This window comes from Exiguobacterium sp. HSB13, assembly GCF_056764755.1.
In genome coordinates, this window is record NZ_JBUZOM010000005.1 from 37,162 (window position 1) to 54,572 (window position 17,411).

Annotated in this window: 29 protein-coding genes and 1 rRNA gene; 29 read left to right on the forward strand and 1 reads right to left on the reverse strand. The window is 47.9% G+C overall.

The window, feature by feature from the left end; genetic code table 11:
- The first annotated feature begins 13 nt into the window (after positions 1-13).
- The 25 genes from rplN to rpsI all read left to right on the forward strand — a co-directional run bounded on the left by rplN (position 14) and on the right by rpsI (position 14,048).
- The gene (rplN, locus tag ACZGCQ_RS16165) at positions 14-382 is read left to right on the forward strand and encodes a 50S ribosomal protein L14 (protein ID WP_012369019.1); all 369 of its coding nucleotides are present in this window, start codon (positions 14-16) and stop codon (positions 380-382) included.
- A gap of 34 nt (positions 383-416) precedes the next feature.
- Positions 417-728 (forward strand): 50S ribosomal protein L24, encoded by a 312-nt coding sequence (gene rplX, locus ACZGCQ_RS16170; protein WP_012369020.1) that lies wholly within the window; start codon positions 417-419, stop codon positions 726-728.
- 31 nt (positions 729-759) lie between these two features.
- Entirely contained in the window at positions 760-1,299 is a 540-nt protein-coding gene (gene rplE / locus ACZGCQ_RS16175) for a 50S ribosomal protein L5 (protein WP_023466635.1), read from the forward strand.
- 14 nt (positions 1,300-1,313) lie between these two features.
- Positions 1,314-1,583, forward strand: a complete 270-nt coding sequence (rpsN, locus tag ACZGCQ_RS16180) for a 30S ribosomal protein S14 (protein WP_023466636.1) — start codon at positions 1,314-1,316, stop codon at positions 1,581-1,583.
- Between the two features lie 31 nt (positions 1,584-1,614).
- Positions 1,615-2,013: a 30S ribosomal protein S8 gene (gene rpsH / locus ACZGCQ_RS16185; protein ID WP_012369023.1), complete on the forward strand. Its 399-nt coding sequence runs from the start codon at positions 1,615-1,617 to the stop codon at positions 2,011-2,013.
- Between the two features lie 31 nt (positions 2,014-2,044).
- Entirely contained in the window at positions 2,045-2,581 is a 537-nt protein-coding gene (rplF, locus tag ACZGCQ_RS16190; RefSeq protein WP_023466637.1) for a 50S ribosomal protein L6, read from the forward strand.
- Between the two features lie 37 nt (positions 2,582-2,618).
- A complete protein-coding gene (gene rplR / locus ACZGCQ_RS16195; protein WP_023466638.1) occupies positions 2,619-2,969 on the forward strand; it encodes a 50S ribosomal protein L18 in 351 nt (116 codons plus the stop codon).
- 22 nt (positions 2,970-2,991) lie between these two features.
- Entirely contained in the window at positions 2,992-3,492 is a 501-nt protein-coding gene (rpsE, locus tag ACZGCQ_RS16200) for a 30S ribosomal protein S5 (RefSeq protein ID WP_023466639.1), read from the forward strand.
- A gap of 18 nt (positions 3,493-3,510) precedes the next feature.
- Positions 3,511-3,696, forward strand: a complete 186-nt coding sequence (rpmD, locus tag ACZGCQ_RS16205) for a 50S ribosomal protein L30 (protein ID WP_023466640.1) — start codon at positions 3,511-3,513, stop codon at positions 3,694-3,696.
- 35 nt (positions 3,697-3,731) lie between these two features.
- The gene (rplO, locus tag ACZGCQ_RS16210; RefSeq protein ID WP_481266838.1) at positions 3,732-4,172 is read left to right on the forward strand and encodes a 50S ribosomal protein L15; all 441 of its coding nucleotides are present in this window, start codon (positions 3,732-3,734) and stop codon (positions 4,170-4,172) included.
- On the forward strand, positions 4,172-5,461 hold the full coding sequence (gene secY, locus ACZGCQ_RS16215; protein WP_023466642.1) for a preprotein translocase subunit SecY: 1,290 nt from the start codon (positions 4,172-4,174) through the stop codon (positions 5,459-5,461). Before rplO ends, secY begins: the two co-directional genes overlap by 1 nt.
- Before the next feature lie 71 nt (positions 5,462-5,532).
- Positions 5,533-6,180, forward strand: a complete 648-nt coding sequence (locus ACZGCQ_RS16220) for an adenylate kinase (RefSeq protein ID WP_023466643.1) — start codon at positions 5,533-5,535, stop codon at positions 6,178-6,180.
- Entirely contained in the window at positions 6,180-6,932 is a 753-nt protein-coding gene (gene map / locus ACZGCQ_RS16225) for a type I methionyl aminopeptidase (protein WP_023466644.1), read from the forward strand. The genes ACZGCQ_RS16220 and map overlap by 1 nt, the downstream gene beginning before the upstream one ends.
- Positions 6,933-7,081: 149 nt before the next feature.
- Positions 7,082-7,300 (forward strand): translation initiation factor IF-1, encoded by a 219-nt coding sequence (gene infA / locus ACZGCQ_RS16230; protein ID WP_012369032.1) that lies wholly within the window; start codon positions 7,082-7,084, stop codon positions 7,298-7,300.
- A gap of 33 nt (positions 7,301-7,333) precedes the next feature.
- Positions 7,334-7,447, forward strand: a complete 114-nt coding sequence (rpmJ, locus tag ACZGCQ_RS16235) for a 50S ribosomal protein L36 (RefSeq protein ID WP_003156543.1) — start codon at positions 7,334-7,336, stop codon at positions 7,445-7,447.
- A 20-nt stretch (positions 7,448-7,467) separates the two neighbouring features.
- On the forward strand, positions 7,468-7,833 hold the full coding sequence (gene rpsM, locus ACZGCQ_RS16240) for a 30S ribosomal protein S13 (RefSeq protein WP_023466646.1): 366 nt from the start codon (positions 7,468-7,470) through the stop codon (positions 7,831-7,833).
- Between the two features lie 16 nt (positions 7,834-7,849).
- Positions 7,850-8,245, forward strand: coding sequence for a 30S ribosomal protein S11 (gene rpsK, locus ACZGCQ_RS16245; RefSeq protein ID WP_023466647.1), 396 nt, complete (start codon positions 7,850-7,852; stop codon positions 8,243-8,245).
- 137 nt (positions 8,246-8,382) lie between these two features.
- Positions 8,383-9,327, forward strand: coding sequence for a DNA-directed RNA polymerase subunit alpha (locus tag ACZGCQ_RS16250; protein ID WP_023466648.1), 945 nt, complete (start codon positions 8,383-8,385; stop codon positions 9,325-9,327).
- 33 nt (positions 9,328-9,360) lie between these two features.
- Entirely contained in the window at positions 9,361-9,732 is a 372-nt protein-coding gene (rplQ, locus tag ACZGCQ_RS16255) for a 50S ribosomal protein L17 (protein WP_023466649.1), read from the forward strand.
- 98 nt (positions 9,733-9,830) lie between these two features.
- Positions 9,831-10,661, forward strand: a complete 831-nt coding sequence (locus ACZGCQ_RS16260) for an energy-coupling factor ABC transporter ATP-binding protein (RefSeq protein WP_029343095.1) — start codon at positions 9,831-9,833, stop codon at positions 10,659-10,661.
- Positions 10,649-11,503: an energy-coupling factor transporter ATPase gene (locus tag ACZGCQ_RS16265; protein WP_481266839.1), complete on the forward strand. Its 855-nt coding sequence runs from the start codon at positions 10,649-10,651 to the stop codon at positions 11,501-11,503. Before ACZGCQ_RS16260 ends, ACZGCQ_RS16265 begins: the two co-directional genes overlap by 13 nt.
- Positions 11,500-12,291, forward strand: coding sequence for an energy-coupling factor transporter transmembrane component T family protein (locus ACZGCQ_RS16270; RefSeq protein ID WP_481266840.1), 792 nt, complete (start codon positions 11,500-11,502; stop codon positions 12,289-12,291). The genes ACZGCQ_RS16265 and ACZGCQ_RS16270 overlap by 4 nt, the downstream gene beginning before the upstream one ends.
- A complete protein-coding gene (gene truA / locus ACZGCQ_RS16275) occupies positions 12,291-13,025 on the forward strand; it encodes a tRNA pseudouridine(38-40) synthase TruA (protein ID WP_481266841.1) in 735 nt (244 codons plus the stop codon). Before ACZGCQ_RS16270 ends, truA begins: the two co-directional genes overlap by 1 nt.
- A gap of 168 nt (positions 13,026-13,193) precedes the next feature.
- The gene (rplM, locus tag ACZGCQ_RS16280; protein ID WP_023466654.1) at positions 13,194-13,631 is read left to right on the forward strand and encodes a 50S ribosomal protein L13; all 438 of its coding nucleotides are present in this window, start codon (positions 13,194-13,196) and stop codon (positions 13,629-13,631) included.
- 24 nt (positions 13,632-13,655) lie between these two features.
- On the forward strand, positions 13,656-14,048 hold the full coding sequence (gene rpsI, locus ACZGCQ_RS16285; protein WP_023466655.1) for a 30S ribosomal protein S9: 393 nt from the start codon (positions 13,656-13,658) through the stop codon (positions 14,046-14,048).
- A 93-nt stretch (positions 14,049-14,141) separates the two neighbouring features.
- Here the strand turns inward: rpsI and ACZGCQ_RS16290 are convergent, their stop codons facing one another.
- Positions 14,142-14,429 carry a hypothetical protein gene (locus ACZGCQ_RS16290; RefSeq protein ID WP_481266842.1) on the reverse strand — a complete coding sequence of 96 codons (288 nt, stop codon included), beginning with the start codon at positions 14,427-14,429 and terminating at the stop codon, positions 14,142-14,144.
- Between the two features lie 97 nt (positions 14,430-14,526).
- On the opposite strand from ACZGCQ_RS16290, the gene ACZGCQ_RS16295 reads away from it, so the two are divergent.
- From ACZGCQ_RS16295 to ACZGCQ_RS16310, 4 genes are all read left to right on the forward strand, one after another.
- The gene (locus ACZGCQ_RS16295; RefSeq protein ID WP_481266843.1) at positions 14,527-15,177 is read left to right on the forward strand and encodes a M15 family metallopeptidase; all 651 of its coding nucleotides are present in this window, start codon (positions 14,527-14,529) and stop codon (positions 15,175-15,177) included.
- Positions 15,178-15,321: 144 nt separating this feature from the next.
- The gene (locus ACZGCQ_RS16300; protein ID WP_023466657.1) at positions 15,322-16,353 is read left to right on the forward strand and encodes an Mrp/NBP35 family ATP-binding protein; all 1,032 of its coding nucleotides are present in this window, start codon (positions 15,322-15,324) and stop codon (positions 16,351-16,353) included.
- A gap of 2 nt (positions 16,354-16,355) precedes the next feature.
- The gene (locus ACZGCQ_RS16305; protein ID WP_023466658.1) at positions 16,356-16,958 is read left to right on the forward strand and encodes a KinB-signaling pathway activation protein; all 603 of its coding nucleotides are present in this window, start codon (positions 16,356-16,358) and stop codon (positions 16,956-16,958) included.
- Between the two features lie 344 nt (positions 16,959-17,302).
- Positions 17,303-17,411, forward strand: a 16S ribosomal RNA gene (locus ACZGCQ_RS16310); the annotation flags it as partial.

Sequence of the window (17,411 nt, forward strand, 5' to 3'; positions counted from 1 at the left end):
GAGGTACAATCGTATGATTCAACAAGAATCTCGCTTAAAAGTAGCAGACAACTCAGGAGCTCGTGAAGTCTTGACGATCAAAGTCCTCGGTGGTTCTGGTCGTAAAACTGCTAACATCGGTGACGTTATTGTTTGTACAGTAAAACAAGCAACACCAGGTGGCGTTGTCAAAAAAGGTGAAGTTGTACGCGCAGTAGTCGTTCGTACTAAACGTGGCGTTCGTCGTAAAGACGGTTCGTACATCCGTTTTGACGAAAACGCAGCAGTCATCATCAAAGATGACAAAAGCCCACGTGGCACACGTATCTTCGGACCAGTCGCACGCGAACTTCGTGAAAAAGACTTCATGAAGATCGTCTCGTTGGCACCGGAAGTACTTTAATTCCAAAGAATTCCTACAAGGAGGTGCTCTAACGATGCATGTCAAAAAAGGTGATAAAGTTCAGGTTATGACTGGTAAAGACAAAGGCAAACAAGGCGTTGTCCTTACAGCTATGCCTAAAAAAGATCGCGTAATCGTCGAAGGCGTTAACATGATCAAAAAACACTCAAAACCTTCTCAACTCAACCCGCAAGGCGGAATTGTCGAGAAAGAAGCACCGATTCACGTATCGAACGTTATGCTCATCGACCCTAAGACAGGTAACCCAACACGCGTTGGTTTCACTGTGGTTGACGGCAAGAAAGTACGTATCGCTAAAAAATCGGGCGAAGCTTTAGATAAATAAGAAGATTTAAAGAAAGGAGGTCCACTTTCTGATGAACCGTTTAAAAGCTAAATACCAAGACGAAATCGTCAAAGTAATGATGGAGAAATTCAATTACAGTTCTGTAATGCAAGCGCCGAAAGTCGATAAAATCGTAATCAACATGGGTGTTGGTGACGCTGTTACGAACTCTAAGGCACTTGACATGGCAGTTGAAGAGCTTCAGCTCCTCACTGGTCAGAAGCCACTCATCACGAAAGCTAAGAAATCAATCGCTGGTTTCAAACTTCGTGAAGGTATGCCAATCGGTGCGAAGGTTACACTTCGTGGCGAGCGCATGTACGAATTCCTCGACAAGTTGATCAACGTGTCACTTCCACGTGTACGTGACTTCCGTGGCGTATCGAAAAAATCTTTCGATGGCCGTGGTAACTACACGCTAGGCGTGAAGGAACAATTGATCTTCCCAGAGATCGACTACGATCGCGTATCGAAAGTCCGTGGTATGGACATCGTTATCGTAACTACTGCTAACACGGATGAAGAGTCACGTGAGCTTCTCACTGCACTCGGCATGCCATTCCAAAAATAAGGGAGGTCGACAACATGGCTAAGAAATCAATGATCGCACGTGAAGTAAAACGTCAAGCACTCGTTGAGCGCTACGCTGAAAAACGCGCAGAATTGAAAGCACAAGGCGACTACATCGGCTTGAGCAAACTCCCACGTAACTCTTCAGCGGTTCGTTTACACAACCGTTGTAGTATCACTGGCCGTCCACACGGTTACATTGGTAAATTCGGTATCAGCCGTATTAAGTTCCGTGATCTTGCTCATAAAGGTCAAATCCCTGGTGTTAAAAAAGCAAGCTGGTAATTCATTAAAGTTGTGAAAGGAGGTACATCGCATGGTTATGACAGATCCGATTGCAGATATGCTTACACGCATTCGTAATGCAAACATGGTTCGCCATGAGAAGTTGGAAATGCCAGCTTCTACAATCAAACGTGAAGTCGCTGAAATCCTCAAACGTGAAGGTTTCATCCGCGATGTTGAATATCTCGAGGACAGCAAACAAGGTACGCTCCGCGTATTCCTTAAATACGGCGCAAGCAACGAGCGCGTCATCACTGGACTCAAACGTATCTCGAAACCAGGTCTTCGCGTTTACGCGAAAGCTGATGAAATCCCGAAAGTACTCGGTGGTCTCGGAATCGCTATCGTTTCAACATCTAAAGGTGTAATGACTGATAAAGAAGCTCGCCAACAAAAAGTCGGCGGCGAAGTGATCGCATACATCTGGTAATACACGCATAAAAAGAACGGAGGTGTCTTAAATGTCACGTATTGGTAAAAAGCCAGTCGTCATCCCAGCAGGCGTTACAGTAACAGTTGAAAACAACACGGTTACGGTAAAAGGTCCTAAAGGGGAACTCTCACGCGAGTTCAGCCCAGCTATGGCGATCAACGTAGAAGGTAATGAATTGACTGTCACTCGTCCGAACGACGAGAAAGCAAGCCGTACGATCCACGGAACGACTCGTGCGCTTATCGCGAACATGGTCGAAGGTGTAAGCAACGGTTTCGCTAAGACACTCGATATCCAAGGTGTTGGTTACCGTGCACAAAAGCAAGGTAACAAAATCGTACTCAACCTCGGTTACTCACACCCAATCGAGTACACTCCGGAACAAGGCATCGAAGTCGAAGTTCCTACGAATACGCAACTCATCGTTCGCGGAATCAGCAAAGAACGTGTTGGTCACGTCGCTGCATTGATCCGTTCGTACCGTCAACCTGAGCCGTACAAAGGTAAAGGTATTCGTTACAGTGATGAAGTCGTTCGTCGTAAAGAAGGTAAAACAGGTAAGTAATTCGCAAATGCGAATTGACCGGAAAGGAGTGGCATAAATGATCTCAAAGGCAGATAAAAACGCTACGCGTAAAAAACGTCATGGTCGTGTCCGTCGTACAATCATCGGGACTGCAACACGTCCACGTATGAACGTATTCCGTTCGAACAAGAACATTTACGTACAAGTCATTGACGATGCAACACATGCAACACTCGCATCTGCATCATCACTCGACCTTGAAAAAGGCAACACGACTGACGCTGCGGCAGCAGTTGGTAAGCTCGCAGCTGAGCGCGCTCTTGAAAAAGGTATCGAAACAGTCGTTTTCGACCGTGGAGGATATCTCTATCATGGACGTATCAAAGCTGTAGCTGAAGCAGCTCGTGAAGCTGGTCTCAAATTCTAATAGAAAAGGAGGGAACCTCTACATGCGCCAGTTAGAAATTAACATGGATCAACTCGAAGAACGCGTTGTTACCGTAAACCGCGTCGCGAAAGTAGTAAAAGGTGGCCGTCGCTTCCGTTTTGCTGCACTCGTCGTCGTTGGTGACAAGAATGGTCACGTAGGTTTCGGTACGGGTAAAGCTCAGGAAGTGCCTGAAGCGATCCGTAAAGCAATCGAAGATGCTAAGAAAAACATGGTTAACGTTCCAATCGTTAACACAACAATTCCACACGAAGTCAACGGTGTGTTCGGTGCAGGTCACGTCTTCTTGAAGCCTGCTTCTGAAGGTACTGGAGTCATCGCTGGTGGTCCAGTTCGTGCGGTTCTCGAATTAGCGGGAATCAACGACATTCTTTCAAAATCACTTGGATCAAGCACTCCAATCAACATGGTTCGTGCGACTGTCGAAGGTCTCACATCACTCAAACGTGCTGAAGAAGTTGCGAAACTCCGCGGTAAAACCGTCGAAGAACTTCGCGGTTAAGAAAGGGAGGGAAAACAGATGGCGAAACTCGCAGTTACCCTCACACGCAGCATGATCGGTCGTCCGGAGAACCAACGCGTTACTACTCGTACGCTTGGTCTCCGTAAGATGCACCAGACTGTTGTCGTACCTGACAACGCTGCTATGCGTGGGATGATTAACCACGTGTCACACTTAGTGACAGTAAAAGAAATTCAAGAGTAATAGTTCGATATAATTTTATGAGGAGGTGCCCCACTATGAAACTCCATGAATTGAAACCAGCTGCTGGTTCACGTTCAGAACGCAACCGTGTAGGTCGCGGTATGTCTTCTGGTAACGGTAAGACTTCTGGCCGTGGTCACAAAGGTCAAAAAGCTCGTTCAGGCGGTGGTGTTCGTCCAGGTTTCGAAGGTGGACAAAACCCACTTTACCGTCGTTTACCAAAACGCGGCTTCAACAACCCAACTCGTAAAGAGTTCGCGGTCATTAACCTTGACACACTCAACAGTTTTGAAGAAGGAACTGAAGTCACTCCAGAACTTCTTGTCGAGACTCGTGCAGTCAAAGGCATGAAAGACGGCGTGAAAATTCTTTCTAACGGTAAGATCGAAAAGAAACTAACAGTCAAAGCTCATAAGTTCTCCGACGCTGCGAAGCAAGCAATCGAAGCTGCCGGCGGTACGGTTGAGGTGATCTAATGTTTCAAGCGATCTCCAATATGTGGCGCGTAGCTGACATTCGTCGGCGCATTCTCTTTACCTTGGCATTGGTTATCGTGTTCCGGATCGGAGCACATATCCCGGTGCCGATGGTAAACACGGAAGTGTTCAAGATTGACCAGAATGGTATTCTTGGTTTCTTGAACTCGTTCGGCGGGAATGCTTTGCAGAATTTCTCACTCTTTGCGATGGGAATCATGCCGTATATCACGGCCTCGATCGTTGTCCAACTCTTACAGATGGACGTTGTTCCAAAGTTTGCCGAATGGGCAAAACAAGGAGAGGCGGGCCGTAAGAAGTTAGCAACGGTAACGCGCTATGGAACGATCGTACTCGGCTTAGTCCAAGCGTTTGGAATCGCGCTTGGATTTAACCGTATCTACCCAGGTCTTGTCGACGAACAGTTCGGCACCTGGACATACGTTATGATTGCACTCGTATTGACAGCGGGAACAGCATTCTTGATGTTCATCGGTGAACTCATCACGGAGAAGGGCATTGGTAACGGGATATCAATGATCATCTTCGCTGGGATCGTCGCGGGCTTCCCGAATGCATTCCGCCAGATTTACGAAACGAAGCTCCAAAATGCAGGGGATGCTTTGTTTGTAAACGTGCTTTATATCGTACTCTTGCTTTTAATCATCATCGCGGTCATCGTCGGAGTCATCTATGTTCAGCAAGCTGCACGTAAGATTCCGATTCAGTACGCTAAGCGTACGGTGAACCGGACACCAGTTGGCGGTCAATCGGCACACTTGCCGATCAAATTGAACGCTGCCGGTGTTATTCCAGTCATCTTCGCGGTGTCGTTCATGGTGACGCCACCAACGATTGCGAGTTTCTTTGCAAGTCCGGAGACGGCAACGAAGATCCGTGACATTTTCGACTATACGAGTCCAATCGGTATGTCGATCTATGTGGCACTGATCATCGCGTTCTCGTACTTCTACACATTCGTTCAGGTTAACCCGGAACAAATGGCAGAGAACCTTCAAAAACAAGGCGGATACATTCCTGGTATTCGTCCTGGTAAGCAAACGGAGCAGTACATCACGAAGATTCTATACCGTCTGACATTCTTCGGTTCACTCTTCCTCGCTGTCATCGCGGTGACGCCGACATTCTTCATTAAGTTTGCTGGCTTACCGAACTCGGTGCAGATTGGTGGAACGAGCTTGTTGATCGTCATCGGTGTAGGACTAGAGACGATGAAACAGATTGAAAGCCAATTGGTTAAACGACACTACAAAGGCTTTATCCGATAAGGCGGGAGGAAGGGGACCATCCCTTTCCTTTCTGTTGTGTCTATAGAGCTATAGAAGTGGAGGCTACCGACATGAATCTAGTATTGATGGGTTTGCCGGGTGCTGGTAAAGGAACGCAGGCTGCGAAAATCATCGAAGACTATGCGATCCCCCACATCTCGACAGGCGACATGTTCCGCGCGGCGATCAAAGATTCAACGCCACTCGGACAAGAAGCGAAATCATACATGGATAAAGGGGAACTCGTTCCGGACGAAGTCACAATCGGCATCGTACGTGAGCGTCTCGCCAAAGAAGACTGTGCAAATGGTTTTCTCCTTGACGGTTTCCCACGCACAGTGAAACAAGCAGATGCTCTTGAAGCATTACTTGAAGATCTGGGCAAACAAATTGATCACGTCATCCACATCGGTGTAGACCCGGAGAAACTTGTCCCTCGTTTGACAGGTCGCCGGATTTGCCCAACTTGCGGAGCAACGTATCATGTTCTCTATAACCCACCAAAAGTGGAGGGGATCTGTGATATCGACGGATCAGCACTTGTACAACGTGAAGATGACCAAGAGGAGACAGTACGTCGTCGCTTGGAAGTCAACGTCGCTCAAGCGCAACCTTTGATTGACTTTTACGCAGAAAAAGGGTATCTTCGTAATTTGGACGGTGATCGTCCGATCAACGATGTATATTCCGATGTTCAGGCACTCCTTGGTGATCAGTAATGATCATCACGAAAGCGCCGCGTGAAATCGACATCATGCGTAAAGCAGGACAAATCGTCGCCCGGACGCATAAGGAGCTTCAAGCTCACATTCGCCCAGGTATCACGACGGGGCAACTCGACGCGATCGCTGAACGCTATATTCGAAGTCAAGGGGCAACACCATCGTTTAAAGGGTATAATGGTTTCACGGGTAGCATCTGTGCTTCCGTGAACGAAGAGCTTGTCCATGGTATTCCGGGAGATCGTGTACTTCAGGACGGTGACATCATCTCGATTGACATCGGAGCAGAGTACAATGGGTATCACGGAGATTCAGCCTGGACATATCCGGTAGGTACAATCTCTGAAGAGACGAAGCGGTTACTTGACGTAACTGAAGAATCTCTGTATAAAGGATTGGAGCGCGCCAAAGCTGGCGTGCACCTGACAGATATTTCGCATGCGATTCAGTCACATGTTGAAGCAGCGAATTTTTCTGTAGTCCGCGAATATGTGGGCCACGGCGTGGGACAAAATTTGCATGAAGATCCGCAAATTCCACATTATGGACCACCGGGGAAAGGGCCGCGCCTGAAAACCGGCATGACACTGGCAATTGAGCCAATGGTCAACGTCGGGAAACGCTATGTTCGCACACTATCCGACAATTGGACGGTAGTGACGGTGGACGGTAGCATGTGCGCCCACTTTGAGCACACCATCGCCATCACAGACGACGGCTACGAGATCTTAACGGTCGATGCAGAGTGAGCTGTGCGCGTTATTGGTGTCACCTTTCTATAAGCCAGTATCCACTCGTGTTTGTGACCGATGATCTCTCAATGGCTCTTGTAGAAAGCCCCTAGCGCTACAAATCGTCTGGGCTCCCAATCAACTTTATAGAGAAAGGGGTATAATTGATGGCGAAACAAGATGTAATCGAAGTGGAAGGTACGGTTATCGAGCCGCTTCCAAACGCGATGTTTAAGGTGGAGTTAGAAAACGGCCACACGGTCCTCGCGCACGTCTCAGGAAAAATTCGGATGCACTTCATTCGGATCTTGCCAGGAGATAAAGTAACGGTTGAGTTGTCACCATACGACTTGACTCGCGGACGGATCACATACCGTTTCAAATAAAAACTCCGATTTTTTCAGGAGGAGGTATTCACAATGAAAGTAAGACCTTCGGTTAAACCGATCTGTGAAAAATGTAAAGTTATCCGCCGTAAAGGCAAAGTAATGGTTATTTGCGAAAACCCTAAGCATAAACAAAAACAAGGGTAATTAAACAAGGAGGTGCACACATGGCACGTATTGCTGGTGTAGATATTCCACGTGAGAAACGCATCGTCATCTCACTCACTTACATCTATGGTGTTGGTAAAACGACTGCTCAAAAAGTCTTGAAAGAAACTGGTATCTCTGAAGATACTCGTACTCGCGACTTGACTGAGGAACAATTGAACCAACTTCGTGATGGTTTAGACAAAATCAAAGTTGAGGGTGACCTTCGTCGTGAAATCTCACTCAACATCAAACGTTTGATCGAAATCGGTTGCTACCGTGGTGTTCGTCACCGTCGTGGTCTTCCAGTTCGTGGTCAAAACACTAAAAACAACTCGCGTACTCGTAAAGGCCCACGCCGTACAGTAGCGAACAAGAAGAAGTAAGGGAGGGTAAACTAAGATGGCAAAACGCAAACAGAACGTTCGTAGTAAACGTAAAGTCAAAAAGAATATTGAATCTGGTATCGTGCATATCCGTTCAACATTCAACAACACGATCGTTACGATCACTGATATGCAAGGGAATGCAATCTCTTGGGCAACTGCAGGTAACATGGGCTTCAAAGGCTCACGTAAATCGACTCCTTTCGCTGCACAAATGGCATCTGAAACAGCTGCTAAAACAGCAATGGATAACGGTATGCGTACTGTAGAAGTTAACGTTAAAGGTCCTGGTGCAGGTCGTGAAGCAGCTATCCGTGCTCTTCAAGCAATCGGTCTCGAAGTCACTGCAATCCGTGACGTTACTCCAGTACCACACAACGGTTGCCGCCCTCCAAAACGTCGTCGCGTGTAACCCGTCTTGTACTGCAGAGCGGGGATTCGAGTAGACTTTTGTTGATCGTTTGACCAAGCAAGGCAGTAGAAACGTACACAAGGCGGTTGGCGATTGAACGCGATGGCCAACATGACGATATTCAAGGAGGGGTTCAGATGATCGAAATCGAAAAACCGAAGATTGAAACGATCGAGTTAAGCGAGAACGCTACGTTTGGTAAATTCGTAGTTGAGCCGCTTGAGCGTGGATTCGGTACAACGCTTGGTAACTCATTGCGTCGTATCCTATTGTCTTCACTTCCGGGTGCTGCAGTCACTGCAGTCCAAATCGATGGCGTTCTTCATGAGTTCTCGACGATTGATGGCGTTGTAGAAGACGTTACCCAAATCATCTTGAACCTTAAGAAACTCGCCCTCAAAGTGTACTCGGAAGAAGAGAAAACGCTTGAGATCGATATTCAAGGCGCTGGTGTTGTCACTGCTGCGAACATTACGCATGACAGCGACGTCGAAATCCTCAACCCAGAACTTCACATCGCAACGCTTGCAGAAGGTGCATCTCTTCATATGCGTCTAACAGCACGCCGTGGTCGTGGGTATGTTCAGGCTGAAGATAACAAACGGGACGATATGCCAATCGGTGTAATCCCAATCGACTCGATTTACACGCCAATTCAACGTGTAAATTATCAAGTTGAAAAAACACGTGTCGGTCAAGATGCGAGCTTCGATAAGTTGACGCTTGATGTTTGGACGGACGGTTCAATCCGCCCTGAAGAAGCAGTGTCACTCGGTGCGAAAATCATGACAGAACACTTAAACATCTTTGTTGGTCTTACGGACGAAGCGCTCCATGCTGAAATCATGGTCGAAAAGGAAGAAGATCAAAAAGAAAAAGTACTCGAAATGACGATCGAAGAACTCGATCTCTCAGTTCGTTCGTACAACTGTTTGAAACGCGCTGGTATCAACACGGTTCAAGAACTCGCGAACAAGAGCGAAGACGAGATGATGAAAGTCCGTAACCTCGGACGTAAATCACTCGAGGAAGTTCAAGCGAAACTCGACGAACTCGGACTAGGCTTGCGCAAAGAAGACTAATACTATTAATTGCACGAAGGAGGGAATCCATCCATGGCATACTCGAAATTAGGCCGTACAAGCTCACAACGTAAGGCACTTTTGCGTGACCTTGCGACTGATCTCATCATCAATGAGCGTATCCAAACTACAGAACAAAAAGCGAAGGAACTTCGTCCAGTCGTAGAGAAACTCATCACTTTAGGTAAACGCGGTGATCTCCACGCTCGTCGTCAAGTTGCATCGTTCGTTCGCCGTGAAGCTGCTGGTCAAAACGCAGAGGGCAAAGCACAAGACGCGATCCAAAAATTATTCGCTGATGTGGCTCCACGTTTTGCTGAGCGTCAAGGTGGTTACACACGCATCATGAAAATGGGACCACGTCGTGGTGACGGCGCAGAAATGGTCATCATCGAACTCGTTTAATCCTCATTAAATGATTCGCCATAAAAGGGCAGTGCGTATCCCGCTTCTGCCCTTTTGCTACAAAATGAAAGTATTGATTTGATGAAGGAGGAGAGATCATGGACAAGCTGATTGAACTGGAACAGGTCACCTATCGGTATCCGGAACAGGAACAAGCAGCCTTACACGAGGTCTCTCTGACGATTCGTTCAGGTGAATGGGTCGCCATCGTTGGTCACAACGGATCTGGAAAATCAACGCTGACGAAACTGTTTAATGGATTGTTGTTACCGGAGACAGGGACCGTTACGGTTGCTGAGCGCTTTTCAAGTGCGAATCCGGAGCAACTGTGGGAGATGCGTCGAGCGATCGGCATCGTCTTCCAAAATCCAGATAATCAATTCGTTGGCACGACCGTGCGCGACGACGTGGCATTTGCTCTAGAAAACTGGGGTGTGCCACGCGAGGAAATGGTTCGTCGTATCGACGACAGTCTAGCGCGCGTTGGCCTTACGGATTTTGTTGATCGGGAACCCCATCAACTATCCGGCGGACAGAAGCAGCGTGTCGCAATCGCTTCGGCGCTTGCGATGCGCCCTGATGTTCTCGTGCTCGATGAAGCCACATCGATGCTTGATCCATTAGCACGACAAGAGGTCATGTCGACCGTTCAGGAACTCCATGCGACCCACCCAATGGCGGTCATCGCGATTACACACGAATTAGACGAAGTATTACGGGCTAGTCGTGTCATCGTCATGGATGCCGGGAAAATCGTATTAGAAGGATCCCCTCAGGAAGTCTTTCGTCATGCATCGTTCTTAGAAGACATCGGACTCGATGTTCCATTCGTTGTTCGGGTACAAGAACGTTTACGGGCGCAAGGTCTCTCACTCGAGGAGACGATACTAGATGAAAGAGAATTGGTGAACCGTTTATGCCAATCTTAATCCAGGAATTAAATTATACGTATCAACTCAATAGTCCGTTCGAACGAGTCGCGCTACGTGATGTGAATCTTGAGATTCCGTCAGGGGCGCTTGTTGCGTTTGTAGGGCATACCGGATCCGGGAAATCGACGCTCGTGCAGCACATCAATGGGTTGCTCAAGCCGACAGCGGGGAAGGTACAAGTCGATGACATCATCGTCGAACCGAAGAAAAAACAGGACCTCAAGCCATTAAGACGTCGCGTCGGGCTTGTTTTTCAATATCCGGAATATCAATTGTTCGAAGAGACGGTCTTAAAAGACGTCATGTTCGGTCCGATGAACTTCGGTCATGACGCCGCAACGGCTGAGCAATTAGCGAAAGAGGCATTACGGACTGTCGGACTCGATGAAGTCTTTTGGAGTCGTTCGCCGTTTGACCTGTCTGGTGGGCAAATGAGGCGTGTTGCAATTGCCGGCGTACTCGCTAGTCAACCAGACGTGTTGATCGTCGATGAGCCGACGGCAGGACTCGATCCGCAAGGGCGCAAGCATATGCTGAGTCTATTTGCCCGGCTCCATGCAGAGACCGGTATGACGTTGCTCCTGATCACGCACGACATGGATCAGGTACTTGAGTATGCCGAGCGTGTGATCGTCATGGAAGACGCCCAGGTGGCGTTTGACGGGCTACCGCTTGATCTGTTTAAAGAAGAAACACTACTCGAGCAATTCCACCTCGATCTTCCGCACGTCTTATCGCTTGCTTGGCAAGTCGCTGATCGGCGTGGATTGCAACGACCGGAGATCCGGACGGAGACCGAATTGATCGAGTGGTTGATGACGAAAGGGGTGAGCGAATGATCGTCGGACAACATATTCCCGGTCAGTCGTACTTGCACCGGTCGTCGGCACTCGCGAAGATCATCTTCGCCTTCTGCTTCATTCCGCTCGTCTTTCTCGCAAACAATGCAGCAACGAACATCTTTTTACTCATCTTTACGTTCTTAGCACTCATGAGTAGTCGGTTACCACTTCGGTATGTTCTAAAAGGACTGCGACCGATTCTTTTCCTGATCGTCTTTACGTTCGTCATCCAGCTGTTCTTCACACGTGAAGGGGCTGTCCTCTTTGAGTTCGGCTGGCTTCGGATCTATGAAGAAGGACTGCGACTCGCGATCATCGTCTCGTTACGTTTCTTCTATCTCGTCTCGATCACGACACTCGTCACGCTGACGACCTCACCGATCGAACTGACGGATGCGATTGAATTGTTATTGAAACCGTTCAAGGTCGTCCGTGTTCCAACGCATGAGATTGCGCTCATGTTATCGATTTCGCTTCGGTTCTTACCAACCTTAGCGGAAGAGACGGAGAAAATCATGAAGGCACAGCAAGCACGTGGTGTTGATTTATCGGCAGGACCAATCAAGGAACGTTTACGGGCAATCATTCCGTTATTGATTCCGTTGTTCATCTCCGCCTTTAAGCGGGCAGAGGATCTTGCGACAGCGATGGAAGCACGGGGGTACCGTGGAGGAGAGGGACGGACACGTCTACGGGAATCCAAGTGGACGATGCGGGATACAGGTCTGATCATCCTACTCGCCCTCCTGACGATCAGTTTAGTAGGATTGCGAGGGATCGGTTAATGCGTCGTTTAAAATGTACGATTCAATATGACGGAACCGGCTACGCCGGGTATCAGGTGCAACCAAACGGATTGACGATTCAAGAAGTGATTGAAACGACACTTGCGCGGATGCACAAACATCCCGTCAAGATCATCGGATCGGGACGGACGGATGCAAGAGTCCACGCCTACGGGCAAGTCATTCATTTTGATACGGAACTAGCGATTCCCCCGGAGAACGTCGTCAAGGCACTGAATACGCTCTTACCAGCGGATATTCGTGTCCGGAGCTGCGAGGAGGTCGAACCGACCTTTGAAGCGCGTTACGATGTCGTAGGGAAGGAATACCGCTATTTCGTCCGCCGCGAAGAAAATGCGTTTCGTCGGAATCTATCGGTTCATATTCCGTATCCGCTCGATCTCGAGCGAATTCGTCAAGGGATGGCACATCTCGTCGGAACGCACGACTTCAGTTCGTTCTGTGTCGCGAAGACGGAAACGGATAACCGGGTCCGGACGATTTACGAGGCAGAGTTGATGACAGTCAGTGACGAACTCGTCTTTCGGTTCCAGGGCAGTGGGTTTCTTTATAATCAAATCCGGATCATGGTCGGGACGTTACTTGACGTCGGACGCGGTCGTTTTGCACCAGAGGACATTAAAAAAATGTTGCTGGCAAAGGACCGGAACGTCGCAGGCGTGACGGCGCCTCCCCATGGACTCTATCTATGGGAAGTTTTCTATCTGGAGTGAAAAAAGGCAATTGACATTGGCTATTAAAAAACATACAATGTTTATTGGCATTTCATTTATTATGAAACCACAATCTTAGCCCCGTACACCTAAGATTATGATAGATTCACCTAGTGAATAAATGAAAAATCAAAAACAGAACTTTTAATTCCTTAGGAGGTATTTTACATGCGCACAACTTTCATGGCGAAAGCTACTGATGTAGAACGCAAATGGCTCCTTATCGACGCTGAAGGTAAAACACTCGGTCGCCTTGCGAGCGAAGTTTCATCACTTCTCCGTGGTAAGCACAAGCCTACGTTCACACCACACGTTGACTGTGGGGATAACGTTATCCTCATCAACGTTGAGAAAATCGTTTTAACTGGTAACAAACTCGACAAAAAAGTCTACTACCGTCACTCTGGTCATCCAGGCGGCTTAAAGCAGACTGTTGCACGCGATATGCTTGCTAACAAACCTGAGCGCATGCTTGAACTCGCGATCAAAGGGATGCTTCCAAAAGGTAGCCTCGGTCGTCAAATGTTCAACAAACTCCACGTCTACGCTGGAGCTGCACACAAGCACGAAGCACAACAACCAGAAGTTTACGAACTTCGCGGTTAATACGAATTTAGGAGGAACTACACGATGGCAGATGTACGTTACTACGGCACTGGTCGCCGGAAACACGCGGCAGCGCGCGTTTTCCTCGTTGCTGGAGACGGTAAAGTCACAGTTAACGGTCGCGATATCAGCGAATACTTCGGTTATGAGACATTGATCATGACTGCAAAAGAACCACTCGTAATCACAGAAACAGAAGGCAAGTACGATGTAATCGTAACGGTCAAAGGCGGCGGCTTCACTGGTCAAGCAGGCGCTATCCGTCACGGTATCTCACGTGCTCTTCTTCAAGCGGATCCAGAATTCCGCGGCGCACTTAAAGCGAAAGGCTTCTTGACTCGTGATGCTCGTATGAAAGAGCGTAAAAAATACGGTCTTAAAGCAGCTCGTCGTGCACCACAATTCTCGAAACGTTAATTCTTTTCGAATCCCTCTCACCCTCGTGGTGGGAGGTTTTTTTGTGCATTAAAAAATCGCTCTCCTGACGAAGTGTCAGAACAGCGATTCAAGTCAAGTTGATGGAGTAGAGCGTAATCGGTGTAACACCGTAAGAAGAAGATAGAGGATGACGATCGTCAGCGGAATGCTCCAAAGAAAGAGAGATTGTATGAATTGGGTAGGTGTCTGTACCGTCGCTTGACCGACATGTCCTGTAAAAGAGGTTTCTTCACTTAAGATGGTTGCATTGTCCGGTAACTTCGTCTTGGTAGCTACAGTCGGTTGCAGCGTCAGATACAAGACGAAGCCAAGGTGTAAGAGACAGGTGACGCCAAGCGTCCAAATGAGGCGTTTTTTCATATGATGCTCCTTTTGATATCAGTTAGATTCGTTATATATTCCATAAGTATAGCGGATTTTGTTTTCGGGAACAGGAAACAAAGGGGAGTGAGCATAGATGGCATTATCGATCAGCTGGTTACTTGAGCGAGCGAATCGGAAGTTGAATGCTTCGGGACTGTCACGAGAAGTCGCTAAACGAACGCAAGAGGTCATTCGGGAGATGCATGCACAAGGGATTTATGTCGGTGTCGCGCAAGGGTACCGATCGATCGCAGAACAGAATCGATTGTACGCACAGGGACGGACACTACCGGGACCAATCGTAACGAATGCACGCGGAGGACAATCAAATCATAACCGTGGAATTGCCGTCGACCTCTTTCAATATTCCCAAGACGGTACACAAGCGCTGTTTCGAAATGACCAAAGCTTTCAAAAGATCGTTGCTGCGATGAAACGACGTGGCTTTTCTTGGGGTGGAGACTGGACGAGCTTTAAGGATTATCCACACTTTGAATTACTAGGAGTGTCTGAAGAAACGCCGAATCGCTCTCGTGCGATCGTTCCGTATCCAGGTCGTCCGTTGTATCAAGGGGCAGCCAATATGAATCCACGGGATATCGAACGAATTCAGCGTGCAGTCAAAGCAACCGTGACTCGGCGCTTTGATGCAGAGACGGTTCAGAAGGTGCGTGCTTATCAAACACGTCAAGGACTTGACGTTGATGGTGTCGTGGGTCCTCGTACATGGAACCGAATGTTCTAAAACGAGCGAACAATTGAGTAAAATGATGAAAACTGATACTGGACATGGAAAAGTCATCCTTTCCGGTGTCGAAATGTGCAAGCGCTCTCTTATTTTTGTTATACTAATAAGGATTAAATCGAACGTTTTCAGGGGGAAGGCACTATGTTGAATGAACAAGAAATTCGCGAGGTAGTCGGAACGCTCGTCGATCCGACGATTGACCGCCCGCTTGCAGATACGAACGGCATTCGTGACGTCCGGATTAAAGGTGATTATGTCAGTCTGAAAATCGCTTTAGCACAATCCGGTTCTGGGGAGCAACTCGTGCTCCAACAGCAAATCGTCAAGGAACTGAAAGAAAAAGGATTTAAGACGGTGGGACTCCGTTTTGAGGCACTCGGTGATCACGGGATCCAAGCAGCGACGACACCGTCGATCCTTAAACCAGAATCCGGTACTACGTTCATCGCGATCGCTTCTGGTAAGGGGGGCGTCGGAAAATCAACGGTTTCCGTTAACCTAGCAGTCGCCCTCGCACGAGCAGGGAAGAAGGTTGGTTTGATTGATGCCGATATCTACGGCTTTAGTGTTCCAGACATGATGGGAATTGAAACACGTCCGACTGTCGTGAACGACCGAATCGTTCCACCAGAACGCTTTGGCGTCAAGGTCATCTCAATGGGCTTCTTCGTCGAAGATAATGCACCAGTCATCTGGCGGGGACCAATGCTCGGGAAGATGCTCAACAACTTCTTCGCAGACGTCGAATGGGGCGATCTCGATTACTTGTTGCTTGATCTTCCACCGGGGACAGGAGATGTCGCACTCGATATTCATTCGATGCTCCCGAGCTGTCAGGAAGTCATCGTCACGACACCTCACGCAACAGCCGCTTTCGTTGCAGCACGAGCAGGGGCAATGGCGATCAAAACGAACCATCGTCTCCTCGGTATCGTCGAGAACATGGCGTACTTTGAAAGCAAAGTGACAGGCGAAAAAGAATATGTCTTCGGTAGTGGTGGCGGAGAGAGGTTGTCAGAAGCGTTAAAAACCGATATTCTAGCTAAGATTCCACTTGGACAACCATATGCGAATGATGCGGACTTCGCCCCATCGATCTATCGCGATGAACATCCATTTGAGACGTACTATAATGAACTCGCCACGCGTGTCATCGAAAAAGTAGAGGGATAAGAATGAAGATTAAAGGATTTTTGAAGCTGTTTTGGATGACGCTCCTAATCGGAACGCTCGCCGGCTTCGTGTTTAACTTGGTAGCGGAACCTGGATATATCCGAAATCAATCGATTAGCGGATATGTGACGGCTCTCTCCTACAGTAGTACGTGGACAGCCATCAGTTTGATGGGATTCTTCTCGTACTTGATCTTACATCGCGTCGGACTCGATTTATTCCGCGGCGCAAAGCTTTGGAACCGTGTCCAGATCGTCTTGATCGCATTTGCACTATTTGATGGTGTCTATCTACGCGGATTAGCATACGGCTTTGATAAGACGAGCCTTTATATTGGTGAAATGGTCGTCTTGCTGTTAATAGCGTTCTTAGTCGCGCGGACGAAAGCACGGGAAACGAACTTTACAGCGTTCATTCCAACATTGTTCCTCATGACAGTCATCACGTTGATCGAATGGGTACCTGCTTTGCAGGCAACACAAGATAAGCGGATGTTATGGGCGGCGCTTGCGACACTTTTAATCTGTAATGCGTATCAGATTCTAATGCTGCATCGCTTGCAAGAAAAGCCCGCTTCTCAAGGACAATCTCAAAAACAGGCGTAACGAAAAAGACCCGCGAACGGGTAGTGTTTTACCGGTTCAAGCGGGTCTATCTTTTTTCTAAAGTTTTTTTAGAAAAACAGTTGACGAAAAAAACAAGAGTTGATATATTAATACATGTCGCTGAGGCACACGCCAAACGCGAGCGTCACAGACGAAAAAAACTTCAAAAAAGTAATTGACATCACATATTACTTTACTGTAAGATTTAAAAGTCGTCAAATGACATATTGGACTTTGAAAACTGAACGATGAGGCAAAAATCGTATTCTACGGAATACAAAAACGAATGAAGCGCAAGCTTCGTCAATCGTGACTTCGGTCACAAAAACGAGCAAGTCAAACACTTCATGGAGAGTTTGATCCTGGCTCAGGACGAACGCTGGCGGCGTGCCTAATACATGCAAGTCGAGCGCAGGAAACTGACGGAACTCTTCGGAGGGAAGGCAGCGGAAT